The sequence below is a fragment of the Brevibacillus sp. NRS-1366 genome, from assembly GCF_050467985.1.
This window is the reverse complement of the sequence record NZ_JBITPN010000063.1, coordinates 1-19,093: the sequence shown is the minus strand read 5'-3', so window position 1 is coordinate 19,093 and position 19,093 is coordinate 1. Positions and strand designations below refer to the sequence as shown.

Below are 19,093 nucleotides of genomic sequence, written 5' to 3'. Positions count from 1 at the left end.
GCCTCTTAGATTTTAAAACGAACAAAAAACACTGTTCCCGTTTCGTCTGTTTTCACATCGATTTCGGCATGATGACGATCAGCGACACTGAAGCAAATCGCTAGGCCGAGACCCGTTCCCGTCTCTTTTGTAGTGAAAAAAGGAGTTCCAATTTTTTGGATCAGCTCTGGTTTGATCCCAGATCCTTGATCACGAATTTCCAGTACGACCGCCTGATCCTCTCTATGGGTTTTGATCGACAGTCGCCCACCCGATGACATGGCTTCGAGGCCGTTGAGGGCAAGATTAAGTATCATTTGTCGTATTTCTTTTTCGTCCATAGAGAGTGGAGGACATTCTCCCAGCTCCAGACTTATATATTTATCAGAGAGTAGAGCCTCTGCTTGTATCAAGGGAAACAGCGATTCAATAATCGCATTTAAATCTTGGATTTGTTTATCATTGACTTTGTTTTTGGCCAAATTAAGAAATTCGGTAATAATAGCATTAGCACGATCCAACTCATTTAACATTAAATCAATGTATTGCAAAGGATTATGAGGACTATGATTGGACAGCTGTAAAAAGCCGCGGACCGTGGTCATTGGATTCCTGATTTCATGGGCAATTCCCGCTGCCATTTCCCCAATTAAATTCAAACGGTCCAGCCGAATCATTTCATTCTCCAAGTGAACGCGCTCCGTAATATCTGTTATAAAGCGAAGAACACACTTTTCCCCGTCAATTTCAATAATTTTGGCGGATAGTAAACCCTCGCGTGTCTCGCCCATTTTGGTCACATAGCTAATTCTCGCATTGTGAACCGGCTGCAGTAAATCGAGAGGGCGTCCTCCCGTCATTTCCTTGTCCGAACTCACCGTGATTTGCAAAAAGTCAAAAGCCTTGCCCTTCACTTCCTCATACTCATACCCTGTAAAGTTGAGCCATCCCTGGTTTACATCAATATATCTGCCATCCTCCATAGATAATATGGCAATCAAGGAGGGCGACGACTCAAAAATGATTTGAAACCGTTCTTGGGACAAATGAAGGTCGTTATTGTACTGCTGCTTGCGTTCTTCCTCCAGCAGCTTTCGTTCTGTAATATCACGGATGGAACAGACAATAATATTTTGATCCTCAATGCTCGCGTCGCCTAATTGAGCATCGACAGGAAACACACTTTCATTTTTTCGCACGGCCTCGGTTTCAACCAGACTCGTAGCCAGTGGATAAGCCCCTTCACACCTTATCGCTGGGAGAAGCTTTGAAATGTGTTCGCCGAGCAATTCATCCGGAGTATATCCAAACATTTGCTCTGCGGCGGAATTCGCCGACAGGATATAGCCTTGATCATCAAAGGTTACGATTGTATCCTTCAGCGTTTCACTGATCACCCTGGCCAATGCTTCTGACTTGCGCAAATCAAAGGTAACCCGATCCAGCTTTTGATGGGCTGCTTCTAGCTCTTTCTCTCCTTGAAGCATCAAGCGTTCGTGATTTTTGTAAATACCCACGAACTCTTCCACCTTTTTTTGTAGAGCTTCCGGCTGGAAAGGTTTAAAAATATAGTCGATTGCACCTACACTATAACCGTGAAAGACATGTTCAGCCTCTTGGCTAATGGCGGTGATGAACAGGATCGGAATGTGACGTGATTTTTCTCTCGCCTTGATCAATTTGGCGGTTTCAAATCCGTTTAAGCCCGGCATTTGTACATCCAGCAATATGGCGGCAAAATCTTGCTTCAATACATACTTCAAGGCCTCTTCGCCAGATTGGGCACTAACCAAATGATATTTGGGGGAGGTCAGAACTGCTTCTAGTGCCAGCAAATTCTCCGGTCGATCATCCACCAATAAAATACTTACTTTCTGCTTAGGGAGCTCACCTAGCGATGATTCATTTGATTTTTCTGTAGATCTTTTCTGTGCAGTCAAATTCCTGGTAGTAGTTCGCATGACTAGTATACTTTACCCCCTCTCTATTACCCAAACCTAGAAACCCTGATAACACGAGACTTTCGTAAAGCAGACTATGGACATGGTCCTGCAAGATTTTATTGAAATAAATCATGACATTCCTGCAAATAATGACATGAAAATCATTAAAAGAATGGTCGGTTGCCAAATTATGCTGAGCAAATACAACATTTTCTCTGAGGAACGGTTGAAAGATCACATTTTCAAATGTAGCCGTATAGTACTCGGAAAACGCTCTGGTCCCTCCCGCCTGCAAGTAATTTTTGGTGTACATCTGCATCCGATCCAACGGAAAGATGCCTTGCTTTGCTTTTTCAAGAATACTTTCATTCATGTCGGTTGCGTAAATTTTTGTTCTTTCATACAAGCCTTCTTCATGCAAAAGAATGGCCATGGAGTACACTTCTTCACCCGATGAGCAGCCCACATGCCAAATCCGTATGGAAGGATACGCTCTCAGCAGGGGGATAATCCTCGTTCGAAATGCGAGAAAAAAGGGTGGATCTCGAAACATCTCTGTCACATTAATGGATAAATCATCGAGCAGTCTTTTCATGGCACCGGGATCATGGAATATTTTTTCCTGGAGGCCCGATATGCTTTTCACCTTTTCTGCTCGGATACGATGCCAGATTCTGCGCTGAAGAAATGGCTCGGCATAATTGCGAAAATCGAATCCAAAATAGCGATAGATTCCTTCCAAAAGAATCGCCATCTCTATTTTTTCCAGCTCCAGCTTATCCAGCATCTTGATGTCTACCAATATCTAATCCCACCTATCTGTAAAGCCATACCCTCATCAAAGAGAACAGCTGCTCTAAATTTACAGGCTTGCTGATATAATCGGATGCACCTGCTTCTATGCATTGCTCCCTGTCATGCTTCATGGCTTTCGCTGTCAGAGCGATAATCGGCAACGTCTGATATTCCGGCTTTTGACGTATCATTCGCATTGCCTCAAACCCATCCATCTCTGGCATCATGATATCCATCAGGATCAAATCGATATCCTGGTTATTCATTAATACGTCGATCGCTTCTCGCCCATTTTCTGCAAACACAACCTGCATATGGTGTCCCTCAATTGCAGTAGTCAGCGCAAATACATTTCGCATATCATCGTCCACAATCAGTATTTTCTTTCCGACCAGCAAAGCTTCGATCGAATCATTTACGTTGATTGTGTCAGCTGATTCTACCTCTTGAAATAAGCTGGCAGCAGCCTCCTTCTCGGCGAACATGGTGATCTCATGACGATAAGGGATATAGAGTGTAAAGGTACTCCCTTTTCCTTCTTCACTCTCAATGCCGATATGCCCGCCCAGCAAAATGGCCATTTTTCGGCTGATCGACAAGCCAAGCCCCGTTCCCCCATACTTTCTGCTGGTTGTCCCATCTGCTTGTTTAAATTCTTCAAAAATAATATCCTGATTCTCTTTGGAAACACCGATCCCTGTATCCGTGACAGAAAAGGCGATCAGTATGTCGTCCTCGCTGCCAGAAGTAAAGGTTTCTTCGTTTGCTCTTCCGATATGCAGTGAAACGCTTCCTTTTTCCGTGAATTTAAAAGCATTCGATAGTAAATTTTTCAAAATTTGCTGCAATCTCTGCTCATCGGTCCAAATCATTTTGGGCACATCAGGAGCGATTTCCACTGTAAACGAAATGCCTTTTTGACGAGCGACAGGCATAAACTGCTTTTCTACGTGCGCTTTAATCGAGCGAAGCGTTACATCCTCGGGTGTCACTTCCACATTGCCTGATTCGACTTTGGCGAGATCCAAGATGTCATTGATCAAATGCAACAGATCATTTCCTGATGAGTAAATGGTATTGGCATACTCCACTTGCTTCGCCATAAGGTTTTTCTCATTATTTTCAGCAAGCATTTGGGCCAGAATCAAGAGGCTGTTCAGCGGTGTACGAAGCTCATGCGACATATTGGCGAGAAACTCCGATTTATACTGGGAGCTAATCGCAAGCTGCTGTGCTTTTTCCTCCAAGATCAATTTGGTTTTTTCCAGCTCTTTTGTCTTCTGCTCCGAGTTTTCGTATTGTTCTTCGAGCTTTTCATTAATCGTCCGCAGTTCTTCCTGCTGAAGCTGCAGCTCTTCTGATTGGCTTTGCAGCTCTTCGGTCAACGCCTGAGAATCTTGCAGCAGTTTCTCGACCTGCATCCGGCTCATAATGCTGTTGATGGTGGCACCGACACTGCTCATGACTTCCTCTAGCATCAACTGCTGCAGAGGACTGAACTCTGTAAGAGAAGCCAATTCAACAACAGCCAGTACTTGTCCCTCGAATTCTGCCGGAACAATCATGATCATTTTCGGTGAAGCGAGTCCGATCCCGGAGGTAATTTTCATATAATCGTCTGGAATCTCTGTGAGTGTAATCTCGCGGTTTTCCAAAGCGCACTGACCGACAAGCCCTTCGCCCAATCGAAAACCTTCTCCTCCAACCTCAGCGTCGTTATCAGCGTAGGCTGCGAGCTTGCGAAGACGAATGCCGTCTGCTTTGCCTTCTTTGATATAAAAGACCCCGTAGCTCGCGCCGACCATTGGTGTCAGCTTCGTGATGAACAGACTGGCTAAATCGTGAACATTTTCGATTCCCGCATACATCGTAGCAATTTCGGCAACGTGCGTTTTAAGCCAGCTTTGATTCTCAGCTGTTTCACTGAACTCTTTTACTTTCTGAATATGCTCCTCCAAAGCTTGGGCCATGTTATTGTACGCATCAGAAATTGCGCCGATCTCATCCTCTGAATGGATTTCGAGTCGTGGTAATTTATCCGTTTCATAGTCAGCTACTTCCGTCATCACAGAGGTGACCTGCTTTAGACTGCCTGTGATGCTTCTGACCACCCAAATCGTAATTCCAATTCCAATGACGACACCCAGCACCACGTATACATAAGTCATATTGACTACAAATTGATAGCCATTTTGCGATTGGTCGAGCTCTTGAATCATCGCTTGTTCTTCGATTTTCTTTAACTCGTCAATGATCTCAAACATTTGCTCGCGAATATTTCTGCTTTCATACCAGTAGAGCCGATTGGCTTCCTCTTCTTTGCCTGCCTCCCGAAGATTCTCAATCTTGTATTGATTATTCTGATAAATTTCCCCGAACACTTGCAGCTTTTGTACCAATTCCTTTGTTTCCCCTACCCTTTCCAACTTCCCGAGATCGTCCATAGCTATTTTCAAATTCACATTGTTTTGATTGATATTCTCCTGAAAGACCGGGATCAGTTCTGCTGGCGGGTTGGCTAGCATGCCTCGCGAATCCCTGCTGATGCTATTTAAGTTTTGATTAATAATATTGACCAGCCTGACCTTCTCATAGCGCTCCTGCACGACTCGATTCAGATTGTGATTGAGCTGATTCAGCATACTCATGATAAAGGACAAGAGAATGATACTGAGGACAATAATAAAACAAAAACCTACATATAGCCGCGTTTTAAACTTCATGTGTAGCAATCCCCTCGATCCAGCACAAAAATAGGCATGGTTGATATTTCCATTTATTCTTAAGGTGATCATAGTCCAAGAACGAAGAAGAATTCAATATGTACGAATACAAAATTCAGAAAATATTTTCCATAAGGAAACCTAGACATTCTTTTTTGTATAAAAAAAGAACGCTAAACGCGTTCCTTTTCATTCAAACTGCGTAAATCAATCGTTACGATTGTAGATACAGGTGCAGCGTCCTCTTGTCGATCCAATAGATAGCAATATGGATAGCGATCAAAAACATCTGATATCTGGGCCGTATCATCCAGTGAACCATCATCTATCAATGTAATGAGGATGGGCTTGCCACTCCAATAGGATCGGAACAGCAGCTTCCGAACGACTCGCTCCAGTACCTGTTCTGAATCACGCAGCAACAACCGGTAATGCTCATGGGGCAGTTCGGCAACTCCGCTCGTTTGCCGGATCCAGCGCTCAGCTATCATCACGAACAAAGAGGAGCAGCCAAATGCCGCCAATAGCCATACAACCAGTTCTTCCATCACGGTCATACCTCCTCCACTACTAAGGTATGCCTGATAGCTTGAACAGGGTGCCAGTCCTACTGTAATCTACAGTTTCACCCAGCCGTTTTTAATGGAGATAACGACCGCCTGTGTACGGTCCTGTACGTTCAATTTTTGCAAAATGCTGCTGACGTGGTTTTTGACAGTCTTTTCACTGATAAACAAAAACTCGCCTATCGCACGGTTGCTTTTACCTTCTGCCATCAGTTGCAATACTTCACGCTCACGGCGCGTCAAGGATTCGATTATTTTCGGATCAATGGTTTGCGAGTCATCTAAGGAGAAGCTGCGTTCTGCCGATCCCTCTTGCTCGCTCAAACGACGGAATTCCTCAATCAGTTTACCCGTTACTTTGGGATGTATGTATGCACCGCCACATGCTACGACGCGCACAGCATCAACCAGATCGCTCGTCCCCATCTCTTTGAGCAGGTAACCGGACGCTCCAGAGCGCAAGGTACGGTAGACGTAGCCTTCATCATCATGAATCGAGAGCATGATCACACGCGTAGTAGGGCTAACCGTAATCACATTTTCAGCAGCAGAAACGCCATTAATGTTTGGCATGTTGATATCCATCAAGAGCACATCCGGCTTGTGTTCCTCTGCTAAAAGAGCGGCCTCTCCTCCATCGGCACCTTCTCCGACGACCTTGAAATCCTCTTCCATTTCCAAGATGCGCTTTACGCCTTCCCGGAACAATTGATGGTCGTCTACAATTACGATACGGAGCTCTTGCTGTCTTTTATCCATGGTTCATCCCCCTGTACATATTCTGTAAGATTTCACAATTTCAGCGGTATTTGGAAAATGACCCTCGTTCCCTCGCCAGGAGCAGACTGTAAATCCACCAAGCCCTCCAATAACTGAACGCGCTCCTTCATGCCGAGTAATCCGAACGAATTGCCGTTTGCCATCCGTTTATCCAAATCAAAGCCAACACCATCATCTTTTACAACGAGGCTGAGGGATTCCTGCAAAAATTCCACCTTCACTTGAACAGCCTTTGCCTCGGCATGCTTTTCTACATTGTTCAGGCACTCCTGAACCAACCGAAAAATCGCAGCCTTCACTGAACTGCGCAAAGGAGGCTCTATTCCAAATATTACTAAATCAATGGAAGAAGCGATACGTTCTTCGCAGGTTCGAATATACTTTTGCAAGGTAGGCACTAACCCTAGATCATCCAGAGCCATTGGACGCAAATCAAAAATAATCCGTCTGACGTCAGCCAAACTCATCCGGACCATTTCTTTCAACTCATGGAGCTCCATCTGCGCCTCTAAAATACGCTCATTTTTCAGCATTTTTTCCACAATCTCCGAGCGCAGCACGACGTTGGCCATAGATTGTGCCGGGCCGTCGTGGATTTCTCGCGCTACTCGCTTGCGCTCTTCCTCCTGCGCCTGGATGATTTTCAGCCCCATCAGTTGGTGCTGTTTTGCCGACTCCAATGCCTCTCCGATTTTACTCAAATCGCCAGTCAAATAGCCGAGCACCACACCCATTTGCGAGACCAGCTTTTCAGCCCGGATAATGGTTTCTTCCAACGTCCGCAGTTGGCGCTCCAAATCGTTGCGTCTGCGTTTCAAGTTGTTTTCCCGCTCCCGGTAAATGGAGAGCTCCACTTGAATGCGACTCGCTTCTTCATAGGCGATCCGAATGTCTTCCTCGGTGTACATATGGAAATTACGACTCACCAAAACCAGCCTGTTGCGAGACTTTTGGTAGGCAAGCTCCAGGGCATCTACTTTTTGAATCACTTTGGAAATTTCCTGACGCAGCTCATGCAAATCGAACTTTAGCGAATTGCCTTGCTGTCTGGCGCTTTCCGCTATATCAAATATTTCGGTTTTACTCGTCTCAACAGTTTCAATCGTTCGCTTGATCACCCCATCGAGCACGCTGATGTCAATCGCTTTGTTCATGATTGCTCTCCTTCAAACTCATTTTTCGCTTTCGTGAACAGCTGATGGAGGTTCGTCTCATCCACATCTTGTAACCCTACGTCATTTCGAGGGATGGCAAACGGATTTGTACCGCGTTTGGCTAGCCCTGGTGTAGAGGTAAACACATACTCGTAACCGGCTTGCCTGGCAGTCTCTAATACAATGTGGTTCGTGTAGCCAAAAGGCAGGGAGAGTGCTTTTACTTCTTTGCCGATCCATGAACCAAGGCCTGCACGTGACATGCGGAAGTCTACAAACAGTCTGTCCCTGTACTCCTGTTCGCCTTCCAAACGGTTCAGATCCTTCAAATAGACAGGTGCCGTTTCTGGCCCCAGTTCTCCCCATTCATTTCGGGCTTCTTCCTCATGCAAGCTGTACGTATGGGAACCGATGTCAGCAAGCCCTGAGGCAAGCATCTCATTCACCTGTTGACGCGTCAGCGGTGTAGTCATATTCTCGCGTTTTCGCTGCTCTACATCTCGCAATCGACCTGCAATCGCAAAGTTGACAGAAGAATAACCGTATGCACGCAAGATCGGGAATGCTTTTGTGTAATAGCTCTCATATCCGTCATCAAATGTAATCAATACTGCATTCGCGGTCGATAAGGTACCCGTCTGCACAAATTGCAAAAACTCTGCAAGCGATATGGGATGTAAATCATTCTCATGCAAAAACGCCATGTGCCGTGCAAATAGTTCCGGCGATATGACGTACCTCTGACCAGACTCATCTGTCACATGATGATACGTTAATACAACGACCTGATTGTTGTACCACTTTTTCGGGCTTACCGTTGCATTTTGTGTTGCTGTGACGTTTGGCTCAGCATTTGCTGCCTCGCTTATGAAGTTAGACGTATCAACTTGGGGAAAAGGTTGCACTTTTTGCGCATTCTTTTTTACCAAACCCGATTCACCCAATAATCCAAGGGCCATGACAAAAAACAAACAGGTAACAAACACGATCAGGAAGAGCCTTCTTTTCTGCAAAAAACCCCTCCTCACTTCCCTTTTAGGAGATTCGACACATCCCTACAAATTCCTTTGTCCACTCTTCCCCAATAACTGGATAGCCAGGCAACAAACCGGCCACACAAAAAAGAGCCCAGTAACAGTACCAGGCTCTTTCTTTGCAGTTATTATTTTCCCAGTTGCGCTGCCTCTTGCTTCAGTACTTCTGCTTTGTCTGTTTGCTCCCATGGAACATTCAGGTCGTTACGTCCGAAGTGGCCATAAGCCGCTGTTTGTTTGTAGATTGGACGACGCAGGTCAAGCTGTTTAATGATACCAGCTGGACGCAGATCAAAGTGTTTACGAACCAGTTTCACGAGATCTTCTTCGGAAACAGTTCCTGTACCAAACGTATCTACAGCAATGGAAACAGGCTGTGCTACACCAATTGCGTAAGCTACTTGAACTTCGCACTTGTCTGCCAGACCTGCAGCCACGATGTTTTTCGCTACATAACGAGCTGCGTAAGCACCGGAGCGGTCTACCTTGGTTGGATCTTTACCAGAGAACGCGCCGCCGCCATGACGAGCATAACCGCCGTAGGTATCTACGATGATTTTGCGACCAGTCAAGCCAGCATCCCCTTGTGGTCCGCCAATTACGAAACGACCAGTTGGGTTGATAAAGTATTTGGTGTCTGCATCCAGGAGTTCTGCAGGAACAACTGGTTTGATTACATGCTCAACCAGGTCCTTTTTGATTTGCTCCAAAGTCGTTTCTGGAGCATGTTGGGTAGAAATAACAATCGTATCGATGCGAACAGGTTTGTCTCCGTCGTACTCAACGGTTACTTGCGTTTTTCCATCAGGACGCAGGTAAGCCAGCGTGCCGTTTTTGCGCACTTCAGTCAGGCGGCGAGCCAATTGGTGAGACATGCTGATTGGAAGTGGCATCAGCTCAGGTGTTTCGTTGCAAGCAAAGCCAAACATCAGACCTTGGTCACCAGCACCGATCGCTTCGATTTCAGCGTCAGACATTTTACCTTCGCGGGATTCCAGAGCTTGGTCAACACCAAGAGCAATGTCAGCAGATTGTTCGCCGATTGCCGTGATTACACCGCAAGTATCCGCGTCAAAACCAAACTTGGCACGATCATAGCCGATTTCACGGATTGTTTCACGAACGAGCTTTTGGATATCAACGTACGTGTTTGTGGTGATCTCACCCGCTACGAGCACCAAACCAGTGGTTACGGATGTTTCGCAAGCGACACGAGCGTTTGGATCTTTAGACAGAATCGCATCCAAGATGGAGTCGGAAACTTGGTCACAAATTTTATCCGGATGTCCTTCGGTTACGGATTCAGATGTAAACAGACGACGACCTTTTTGCAAAGCCATGAGAAAATTACCTCCTTTGACCTCATACAAATAGTGTGGTAGCCGAGACAGGATTTTATCGACGTAAACGCAAGAAAAAAAACCTTTTCCGTCTTCGTGGAGGAAAAGGTTTGCGCGCTTTATGCTTCCTTCATCCTCTTATCGGCCAGAACAGATGTCCGTTCTGCTGGTTAGCACCGCTCTAGTCGGTTGCCGGGCTTCATCGGGCCAGTCCCTCCGCCTGCTCTGGATAAGAGTATCCATTACGGTTTATAGAATAATTGTTTTTCTCTGCGGTGTCAATAGACACATTTAGCGAAGCGCGTATTTCCCGCGTACTTGACGTGGGAAAAGCCGTTATAATTTATACGCTTTTGAAATCAAGACCACTACCTCTGCCCGCGTAGCAATCCCCTGCGGTTTGAAAGTCGCTCCATATCCATTCAACCAATTCCGCGCCGTCAGTGCTTCGATAGAGGAAGAAGCCCAGTGGCTGGCCGGCACATCGCGATAGGAGGACGTGCTTCGATTATACAACAGAACCTTTTGTGCACGGGCGATCATAGCCGCCATCTCCGCACGGGAAATCGCCTGATCAGGCTTCATCTGCATGTTTGGATAGCCCTTCAAGATGCCTTTCTGATAAGCGATTCCCAAATTGTTGTACGCCCAATGTTTGGTCGACATATCCCGAAAGACGGCCTTGCCTGTATAGGAGCTCCCTACAGACTCGCCGCTCGCCCTCATCGCCTGAATCAGCATAGTGGCAAACTGCGCCCGAGTCACAGCCTGATTCGGCTTGAAGGTCGCATCGTCAAACCCTTTGACAATCCCTCTGGCGCTCAGCCTAACGATCTCGGAGCGCGCCCAGTGGTCCGAAATATCGCGATATCCAGCCAGCAGTGGCTGCTGATTCACAGTCAAGCGATACAGATCATACTTGAAAGAGATTCCGCTGTTCAAACGGATATAATACTTACCCGGCTGCAAACGCAATCCCATGATTTCTCTGCCCTGATCCGATAGCTCAGCCACTTCATTCGTGGTAGCCATCGCATAATCGAGATTTCGTTCACTGTAGAGAGCCAGTCTCATCCCATTGGTGACCGGAATAAACGGGGCACGAATACTCACGTACGATTCTGTCTTGACCGTAAATTGGAACCAGTCAGAATCAGACGCCGTGGGGAAATTTCCTGTCATCAAGGTTCCGCCGCTTAATGGAGACGCCTGGTGGTAGGTGTCATTCGGTTCATTCGGATCTTTTTTTATTGGAGTAAAGCCTAAGTCCAGACGGTATTCCCCATTTACAGCATTGTGCTCATATTCACTCACACGGATAAGATATTTACCCGGAGATACTTCTTTTCTCATTTCGACAGCTGGATTGTCACGGTCGCCGCTATAATAGGCTGGGTCCCAAACTGTATTTTTCCCATCTTGCTTGCCAACGGTCAAGACAACATCCATCCGCTTGTTGTCAGGGGTGACTGCGACGTTCATTTGACCATATTCGCGAACGTAATAAGAGAACCAGTCCTGATCTCCCTCAAAATGAAAATTGCCTGTGGCGCTGATCTGATTCCCAACGAGCGGCCTGGCTGTGCTCACTGTATCATTCGGTTCATTTCGATCCGGGTTGATGCTGAATCTGCTGGTCAGCACGTACGTAAAGGAATTGACCCCGGCATTTCGCATGAGTCGAATATTCATCGTTCCAGCCTTGGCAGGGATTGTGACTGTATCCCCATTTCCGATGTACTGCGTGACGGGTGTCCGATTGTCTGAATAAAAAGTAGCTGCCATCGCTGAAGAAACCCCTGAAGTAACCGTAGCCGTAAAGCTTACTTTTCCATCATAAGGAACGTCCATCTTGAACCAGTCAACCGTGTCATTCGGTCCGAGATTCCCGCGGATTTGCGCCTCGATCGGAAAAGCCTTCGCTTTGGAAACAGAGTTGTTAGGCTCCAGGAAATCGGATGACATCGGAGAACGCACAGCCTTATTGACATCCAGCAAGCCATAACCGGTTGTTCGATCCCATCCCTCTTGGCCAATATCCTTTGCAGTCTGGTAGAGCTGCATTCGAACGTCCAGTGGACTTAGCTTTGGATAATGTGCAAGTATCAGTGCAGCAGCACCCGCGACTTGAGGAGCAGCCGCTGAGGTTCCGCTAAAAGAGCCGTATTTTCCGCCAAGCTTGGTCGTATATATATTGAACCCAGGAGCCATCATATTCAGCTCTGGACCGGTATTGGAGGCGGGAATCGGCTGGTTATTGCTTTTGACGGCTCCTACAGCTACAACGGTCGGATAAGCAGCCGGATAGGCCACTCGATTCCCTTCATTCCCACTGGCGGCGACCAGGATTGCTCCGCTTCTTTCCGCACGGTTCACTGCATCAGCCAGCGCCTTTGAGTAGGACATGCTGCTAAACGACATCAGGATGATTTTTGCGCCTCGATCCAGGGCTGTATTTATTCCTTTTGCAACCAGATCAATATCGGCAAAACCTCTTTTGTCCAATACCTTAATTGGTAAAATGCGAGCATTCCATAATACACCCGATACCCCTATGGCATTATTCCCTTTAGCACCGAGGACTCCGATGACTTCGGTTCCATGTCCATTGTCATCCTGGGCGCTTTTTCCTGGACTGACTAGATTAATGCCCGGCAGCAAATTCCCTTTTAGGTCGGGATGATTGTAATCAGCTCCCGAGTCCAGAACAGCAATCACAATCGACTCGTTGCTGTGTGCTGCTCCCCACGCTTTATCTGCGTTGATCTGACCCAAATGAATCTGATTGTCTAAATAAGGATCATTCGTTCCAGCAGCGAATACGGGATGAACATCGGTGACGGCCATCGTCATGACCAACACCATCACAACCGCTGCTTGTATCGTTTTCTTCATAAAAAAACAGTCCTTCCTTCTCTCTCCTGCTTTCGTGCGCAGTCAAAAGGAGTTCAGGTATAGAGAATCTTCAAAAAAGCTCGTTTTGTGCTTCTCGTCCTAGCATAGCGGATGAAAAGGGGGACGCGCAACCCTGAACATCCAGTTATTGGAACACTCTGATCGCAAGAAAACCCTTTTCACCATTGGCAAAAAGGGTTCCTCATTTACTGCAGCAGGCCTTTGTTGTCGTCTGCTTCCGGTGCTGTAAATGGCTCAGCTTTTTTTCTTTGCTGGGCCTTTGGAATAAAAGCAGTCAATTCCGCTACGTCTACCTCTTGCTGCTTCATGGAGGAAGACGGGATATCGAATGCCCATACCCGATGACTCTTCGCTTCTACCTTCATATTTTGAAGGGTATAGTGTACACGAGCAACGGTTTCTCCTGCCTTGTCATGCACAATAATCGGCACTTCTGTAAACTCCAGGCGTTTTTCCAGCCCGTTGCGGAAAACAACCACGACTTTTAGTCCGTTGTCTTCACTCGCCTTAATTTCAAGCACTTGCAGATCGACTTCACCTGCTTTTACGGGTGTTTCTTCCGCTGCTTTCTTCATATAATGCTCGGTCTCGTTTGTGGAGAGCCCGATATTTAATTCCTGATTTTCCTGCGTCTGACTACTTGGCGGCTTTTTGTAGGTCAGAGTCAGTGGAACCTCTTTTTCCGGGATTTGAGTAAACTCATCCCAGCGGAACATAAACTCAATCGGACGGCTAGACATATCTCCAACAGGTCCTGTAGCAACCAGATCAAACGTCTTCTTCGCTACCTCTACGCCCTCGGTAGTAACCAGGGTCAACGGAAGCTTTTGCAAAAGAATACTGCGATCTGTCGAATTGCGAACAAACGCGAGCACCAGGTATCCGTCATTTGTCACCTGCGTGTAAAAAGGAAAGATGCCAAGCTCATCACGAACGACAGAAGGCAATTCATCATGAACGTATTGCAGCAGCTCCTGCTCCGCGTCTTCTAATTGGTTATCCCACGGACCGTTCATGAGTAAGAAAAGCTCCTTGGATTCAATACGGTTAGCTGACTGCTCAGGCTGATCGATCCCGGATACACCCAGGTAAAATTCTTTATGCAAATGCTCGTGAATATCTTCTCTGACTTGTTCCAGACTTTCTTTGGAACCAAACCAATTCTCCAATAACCAACTCATAGGTCAACCTCCTCATTCCTGCAATAGAAAAGTTGTGGACTACTCTACTTCAAGAACCCATCTACGCAGGTTGGCATCTGGTTTTTTGACAACATCTGGCGGGAATACGATCAGCCATGGACGGCTGTTGCCCGGCTGTACACGAATCGTACTGGCATCAAGTACGCCGCCAGCCACTAGATCGCCATCTGCATCCGAAATCTTAAGTTCCAATTGATCAGGGCGATACTCATCCTTCATCCCATTACGGAACAGCATGGCAGCCACCAGATGGCCCTCTTTGGTTTTCCCAATGTCAAAGCCAGTGACCTCCACCGTGTTGATCGGAATCGGCGGCAAGGTATGCGCCAATTTTTCCAGACGATCCTTTTGGCGATCGGTCATGCGCTTTTCCATTTCAGGATCAAGCTCCAACGTACGTGGCCAAATATGCGTGCTGCTTCCAGCCTTCATCATTACTTTCCAACGACTGAAGGTAAAGTTGTCATGCAGGAAGCTTTCTTCAGGGAAGAGCAGCTCCCATGGACGACTCGAATGCGGCGGGATTGGACCCATCTCAGATAGATCAACTCTGATCCGCGCAAATGGGTTGTCATCTAAGTAAATTGCCAAACGAATATTTTTAAATCGTACGGTACGATCCGTTGCGTTACGGAAAAACATCGTAACGGCGAGCCCGTTAGGCTGCGGAACCATACTAAAACCAGTCACACTGACCAAGCCTCTAGCCATATCCGGCAATTCCGCTTGCAAGAAGCGCAGGGTGTACTTCTTCTCCGCGTCCAGCTCTTGCTCCCACATTGGGTGAAGCGAGAGTTCTGTGTGTACTCTGTTGCTAGTAGCCGCAGGTGTTGGTGCTGGCACATCTGCTTCCAGATCTGCCTCACTGCTCTTCAGCTCAGCAGCATCTATCCCTGACTCTTCTTGAATCTCTTTTTTCAGTTCTTCGATGGAACGGCTATTCTGATCTTTGCCGAACAAATTTTTCATAAAAGAAAACATGCGTAAACCTCCTCACCGTCCGTGCACGAACGAAGCTTCTTCTCATAATAATAAATGTTTCTTCCTACCCGATCAAATCAGGCTACACGATCTACGACTGCTGGGGCACACTGACTCTCCAACGGGAAAAATCAGGCTCTTCTTTTTGAAGCATCTCAGGTGGATAAATAAACATCCACGGTTTGCTGGTGCCGGCATTTACAGTCAGGCTGCCGAGCTCAAACAAGCCCTCTGCTACCTTTTCGCCAGTCGCATCAAAGAGAACCAGCGGCAGCTTTTCAAAGGAAAGGGATTGTGTCGATCCGTTGCGAATCAAAAGCATGACATGAAGCGCACCTTCATCCGTACGACGAATCTGTACACTCTGAATGTTCACTTCACCCTCTTTTAGTGCGGGCAGATTCTTAGCCAGCTCAATCAGCGAATGTTTCTGTTCGTCAGACAAAGCCTTAATCCAGGACTCTTCCAGCTCTAGCTGCTGGGGCAGGACCATTTTTTTCTGCGCCATCTCAAAGGCAATCTTCCAATTCGCCAGAAGCACGTCTACTTGCAAGAAATGCTCCCGCGTAAATACAAACGACCACGGTCTAGCAGAACGCGGCGGAATTTCCCCTATCTCGCTCAAATCAAAGGATTGGCGGGTAAACAACTGCTGATCCCCGAACAATACCACCAGCGTCATCTCTCCCAAGCGTACAGGACGATCCGAGCTATTCCGGACAAATGCCGTCACTTCTACACCAGCATCATGTGGAACGAGAGCCGTACCAGCAAGAGAAATATTCCCTTTGTCCAGTGGAGCCAGCTCCTGTGCCATAAACGAAAGCGCATATTTTTCCTGCGTACTGAGCTTCGCTTCCCATGATTCATGCAAGGAGAGTGCTGTAACTACGCCGGTCGATTTTTTTTGCACCTGCTGCTTTTCCTGATGTGACTGTTCGGTATCAGAAGCGGACAAAATGGACTCCTCCCGAACCTGCTCACGCACCTCTTGCGGTGTTGGTGTTTTCCCCATTAAATTCTTCAAGAAGGATAACATAGCCTCGCTCCCCACTTATCTCTACATCTATATAGAGTTTACGTTCGTCATTCACTATAGCATAGTGGCATCCTTTTGCAACATAGAAAACTTGGCATTACCAGCGATAAACCAAGCTCGATCCGCAGCCTATTAGGACACAGTCGGACCCTTGATAAAGGATGAGTAATATTTGTTAGGATACCTGTATGCCTAGACGATGTCAAGGAATGGCAGAGTGGGACAGAATGTGGGGAAACCTTGGTTTTGCCCTGTATTTCATCCTATTAGCGTACAAAGTTTACATTTTAATCCTTTGTTGATAAAATAATGGTGTCTAAACAAATGTCTTGGGGTTTTACCTTTTGCCGGCTGATGGGTTCAGTCGGCTTTTTTCTATTGAATAGGTCGGGCTGTAGTGAAGGAGAGGAAACAGGAGAAAACGCTCCAGGTTCTTGGACACCTGCAGGGGGGACATCCCTGTCCGGCTCCCATTCCAAAAGCGAAACCGCGTCCAAAGTCGCCGATTCAAGAGGATTCTCAGAGGTGGACGCTCAAAAGCGTTTCGCTTTCTCCATTCCGCCTCGGCTGGTGTTCCAAAGACCTTCGCTTTTTTCTCCTGTTTCCTCTCACTGACGTTAGGTTACTGTCATTGATTTTATAAAATCCTTATAAACAAAATGCCCTAGGAATTCACTTCCTAAAGGCATTTTGGCAGGGGTTTTAGCTATTCTCAACTAATCGTTTCATTATATATAGAAGTTTATCATCGCAAAAACATTTGATGACTGACTATTTAAATAATTATCAACAGATTCATCCACAATGTGTGGACAAACTCGTCAGACGGCATGATTGCTGCGCCTCAGCATCGTAATTCTTTCTGTCACGAATTGCACCTGACTGTAGATGAGCATTCTGGATTGCCAATTCAACTGGGGATCGACGACTTGCTCCTTGATTTCTTCTCTGATCCTCTCAAGCTCGCTTACATCATTAACAGAGTTTATGTACAGATGGAAATGATTCATACTCCCTTCACCCCCATTTTCCATCAAGTTCGTTTCCTAGATCGCTAGCACCCTCGTCATTGAATTCTTTGGGGCTATAATAGTCTTTGGTGCCATTGTAACAAATCTATTTTTGAAAAAAACCTAACTAAAGATAGGATTTTACGCAAAGAGAAAAAGCCCGAAATAATCGGGCTCTTTCAACATGATGTTTTTTAGTCCTTTCGGGTCACGATCAATTGGATAGACTGCTCTACATCGCCAAACTTGGCGGTAATCGTTACAGGCTTATCCTCATCCCAATCGCTTGAGTCTTTTGTAGTCACCGCTCCAGAAAATACTACGGCTACTGACTCATCACTGGACTTCCATTCGATTTCATCTGGATCAAGCTCTACATAGTTGCCATCCTCGTCATACCCCATGGCCCATAAAAAAATGAATCTGCCCCCTAATACACTTTGTCCATCTCTGATCGGTATTGGGGTCCCCGGTACGTCGTCTTCAAAAGGAATTTCCATGAAAAAAATCGTGCTCACAGTGTCCGCAGCATTTACAACGGTAATTTCTGATGTAGCAGATACTCCTGATTGATGTGTCGCTGTAATGATCGCGTCACCAAGGTCTTTCCCTTTGACCGCATACACATAGGCGACTGCTTTGTCAGAGAACTGTGGATCATCGAAGGCAACCATCTTTCCAGCATTGTCGATAGCGGCTACAGATAGTGAATCTCCATCTTCAACCAACCCTAACGCTTGTCCAGGCAATCCATGGATACCTGCAATCGGCTCAGCTATTTCTGGTCTGGAGCTGCTCAATACGATATCCTCCACCTGATTCAGCTTGATGAATTTCCCCTTCTGATCTTTCGGTGTGAAAATGAGCGCTTTGATTTTGTTCTTTGCTAGCTTTGCTTCTGAGGGATTTGCTTCAATCGTCGTTACTACCGGTTCGCTATTTCTGGCTCGCACCAGACCTACACCGTGCGGGCGACTTTCATCGCACACGGCGTGCTATCAGCGGATAAAAAGATTCTTTTTACAACGGGCACTTGTATTCTAACAATTCTTATTTATTCATAAAACTAACTTTAGTTAGCATTTTTGATCGTTTTTTTGTAATGAAAGAAGCCCCTACACCTGAATGAAGATGTAGGGACAGCTATAAACGATTGAAATGATCTCCCAGGATACACTTGAATAAGTTTTCGTGCTAGTCAGCATTCTTCAAAGCCAAAAATGTAATTCAAATAATCATTTGTTACTCTCATCTTACAATTTATTGATCCTATTATAGATTGTGTGTTGCTGAATAATTCTATTTTGCTGCTTTCTTCATAAAATAGTGTCTAAAATTAACTATATAACAACTAACCCTTGTTTTATCAATACGTCTAAAAAACCTTGATTTTACAGGCTTTCAAGTTTTCAATACGGGTAAAAATAATTAACCTTATATCGATTAACGGATATTGACTAATGACTTTTACTACTTCCAAATTCGTTTTTTTTTCATTCCTTTGTACTTGGCGTGTTCCATATTCATTTTTTCTACAAAGGATGGTTAATTTTTGGTTGGAAAAGCTTAGTGGTATCAATAAAATAAAAATCGTCAGATAATTTCAGGATTTTGTTTAGATTTGTGCTATT

The 19,093-nt window shown here is 45.9% G+C and carries 14 protein-coding genes and 1 riboswitch; all 14 genes read right to left on the bottom strand.

The genetic code is table 11. The features are described from left to right. Positions 1-5: 5 nt before the first annotated feature. A complete protein-coding gene (locus ACIFQN_RS34190) occupies positions 6-1,940 on the bottom strand; it encodes a PAS domain S-box protein (RefSeq protein ID WP_429837507.1) in 1,935 nt (644 codons plus the stop codon). Beyond that, positions 1,882-2,709 carry a CheR family methyltransferase gene (locus ACIFQN_RS34185; protein WP_429837582.1) on the bottom strand — a complete coding sequence of 276 codons (828 nt, stop codon included), beginning with the start codon at positions 2,707-2,709 and terminating at the stop codon, positions 1,882-1,884. Before ACIFQN_RS34185 ends, ACIFQN_RS34190 begins: the two co-directional genes overlap by 59 nt. A gap of 28 nt (positions 2,710-2,737) precedes the next feature. Next, a complete protein-coding gene (locus ACIFQN_RS34180) occupies positions 2,738-5,440 on the bottom strand; it encodes a response regulator (RefSeq protein WP_429837506.1) in 2,703 nt (900 codons plus the stop codon). Positions 5,441-5,613: 173 nt separating this feature from the next. Continuing rightward, positions 5,614-5,988, bottom strand: a complete 375-nt coding sequence (locus ACIFQN_RS34175) for a glycosyltransferase family 2 protein (RefSeq protein WP_429837581.1) — start codon at positions 5,986-5,988, stop codon at positions 5,614-5,616. Positions 5,989-6,057: 69 nt separating this feature from the next. Further along, entirely contained in the window at positions 6,058-6,765 is a 708-nt protein-coding gene (locus ACIFQN_RS34170; RefSeq protein WP_429837505.1) for a response regulator, read from the bottom strand. 32 nt (positions 6,766-6,797) lie between these two features. Next, on the bottom strand, positions 6,798-7,940 hold the full coding sequence (locus ACIFQN_RS34165; protein WP_429837504.1) for a sensor histidine kinase: 1,143 nt from the start codon (positions 7,938-7,940) through the stop codon (positions 6,798-6,800). Then, positions 7,937-8,953 (bottom strand): polysaccharide deacetylase family protein, encoded by a 1,017-nt coding sequence (locus tag ACIFQN_RS34160; protein ID WP_429837503.1) that lies wholly within the window; start codon positions 8,951-8,953, stop codon positions 7,937-7,939. Before ACIFQN_RS34160 ends, ACIFQN_RS34165 begins: the two co-directional genes overlap by 4 nt. Positions 8,954-9,102: 149 nt before the next feature. Beyond that, the gene (gene metK / locus ACIFQN_RS34155; protein ID WP_429837502.1) at positions 9,103-10,314 is read right to left on the bottom strand and encodes a methionine adenosyltransferase; all 1,212 of its coding nucleotides are present in this window, start codon (positions 10,312-10,314) and stop codon (positions 9,103-9,105) included. A gap of 135 nt (positions 10,315-10,449) precedes the next feature. Next, a riboswitch (SAM riboswitch) is annotated at positions 10,450-10,550 on the bottom strand. Between the two features lie 100 nt (positions 10,551-10,650). Beyond that, a complete protein-coding gene (locus ACIFQN_RS34150) occupies positions 10,651-13,179 on the bottom strand; it encodes a S8 family peptidase (RefSeq protein WP_429837580.1) in 2,529 nt (842 codons plus the stop codon). Positions 13,180-13,415: 236 nt separating this feature from the next. After that, complete coding sequence (locus tag ACIFQN_RS34145; protein WP_429837501.1) at positions 13,416-14,411, bottom strand: SLAP domain-containing protein; 996 nt, start codon at positions 14,409-14,411, stop codon at positions 13,416-13,418. 39 nt (positions 14,412-14,450) lie between these two features. Next, complete coding sequence (locus tag ACIFQN_RS34140) at positions 14,451-15,413, bottom strand: SLAP domain-containing protein (protein WP_429837500.1); 963 nt, start codon at positions 15,411-15,413, stop codon at positions 14,451-14,453. Positions 15,414-15,504: 91 nt separating this feature from the next. Next, on the bottom strand, positions 15,505-16,452 hold the full coding sequence (locus ACIFQN_RS34135) for an accessory Sec system S-layer assembly protein (RefSeq protein WP_429837499.1): 948 nt from the start codon (positions 16,450-16,452) through the stop codon (positions 15,505-15,507). Positions 16,453-17,273: 821 nt separating this feature from the next. Next, complete coding sequence (locus tag ACIFQN_RS34130) at positions 17,274-17,462, bottom strand: hypothetical protein (protein WP_429837498.1); 189 nt, start codon at positions 17,460-17,462, stop codon at positions 17,274-17,276. A 194-nt stretch (positions 17,463-17,656) separates the two neighbouring features. Next, positions 17,657-18,415: a hypothetical protein gene (locus ACIFQN_RS34125; protein WP_429837497.1), complete on the bottom strand. Its 759-nt coding sequence runs from the start codon at positions 18,413-18,415 to the stop codon at positions 17,657-17,659. Positions 18,416-19,093 lie beyond the last annotated feature (678 nt).

What these genes read in the sequence shown, in the direction of transcription:
- ACIFQN_RS34190 (WP_429837507.1), bottom strand. Translation starts at nt 1,940, where the DNA reads ATGCGAACTACTACCAGGAATTTGACTGCACAGAAAAGATCTACAGAA.
- ACIFQN_RS34130 (WP_429837498.1), bottom strand. Translation starts at nt 17,462, where the DNA reads ATGAATCATTTCCATCTGTACATAAACTCTGTTAATGATGTAAGCGAG.
- ACIFQN_RS34165 (WP_429837504.1), bottom strand. Translation starts at nt 7,940, where the DNA reads ATGAACAAAGCGATTGACATCAGCGTGCTCGATGGGGTGATCAAGCGA.
- ACIFQN_RS34150 (WP_429837580.1), bottom strand. Translation starts at nt 13,179, where the DNA reads ATGGTGTTGGTCATGACGATGGCCGTCACCGATGTTCATCCCGTATTC.
- metK (WP_429837502.1), bottom strand. Translation starts at nt 10,314, where the DNA reads ATGGCTTTGCAAAAAGGTCGTCGTCTGTTTACATCTGAATCCGTAACC.
- ACIFQN_RS34175 (WP_429837581.1), bottom strand. Translation starts at nt 5,988, where the DNA reads ATGGAAGAACTGGTTGTATGGCTATTGGCGGCATTTGGCTGCTCCTCT.
- ACIFQN_RS34180 (WP_429837506.1), bottom strand. Translation starts at nt 5,440, where the DNA reads ATGAAGTTTAAAACGCGGCTATATGTAGGTTTTTGTTTTATTATTGTC.
- ACIFQN_RS34170 (WP_429837505.1), bottom strand. Translation starts at nt 6,765, where the DNA reads ATGGATAAAAGACAGCAAGAGCTCCGTATCGTAATTGTAGACGACCAT.
- ACIFQN_RS34135 (WP_429837499.1), bottom strand. Translation starts at nt 16,452, where the DNA reads ATGTTATCCTTCTTGAAGAATTTAATGGGGAAAACACCAACACCGCAA.
- ACIFQN_RS34145 (WP_429837501.1), bottom strand. Translation starts at nt 14,411, where the DNA reads ATGAGTTGGTTATTGGAGAATTGGTTTGGTTCCAAAGAAAGTCTGGAA.
- ACIFQN_RS34185 (WP_429837582.1), bottom strand. Translation starts at nt 2,709, where the DNA reads ATGCTGGATAAGCTGGAGCTGGAAAAAATAGAGATGGCGATTCTTTTG.
- ACIFQN_RS34140 (WP_429837500.1), bottom strand. Translation starts at nt 15,413, where the DNA reads ATGTTTTCTTTTATGAAAAATTTGTTCGGCAAAGATCAGAATAGCCGT.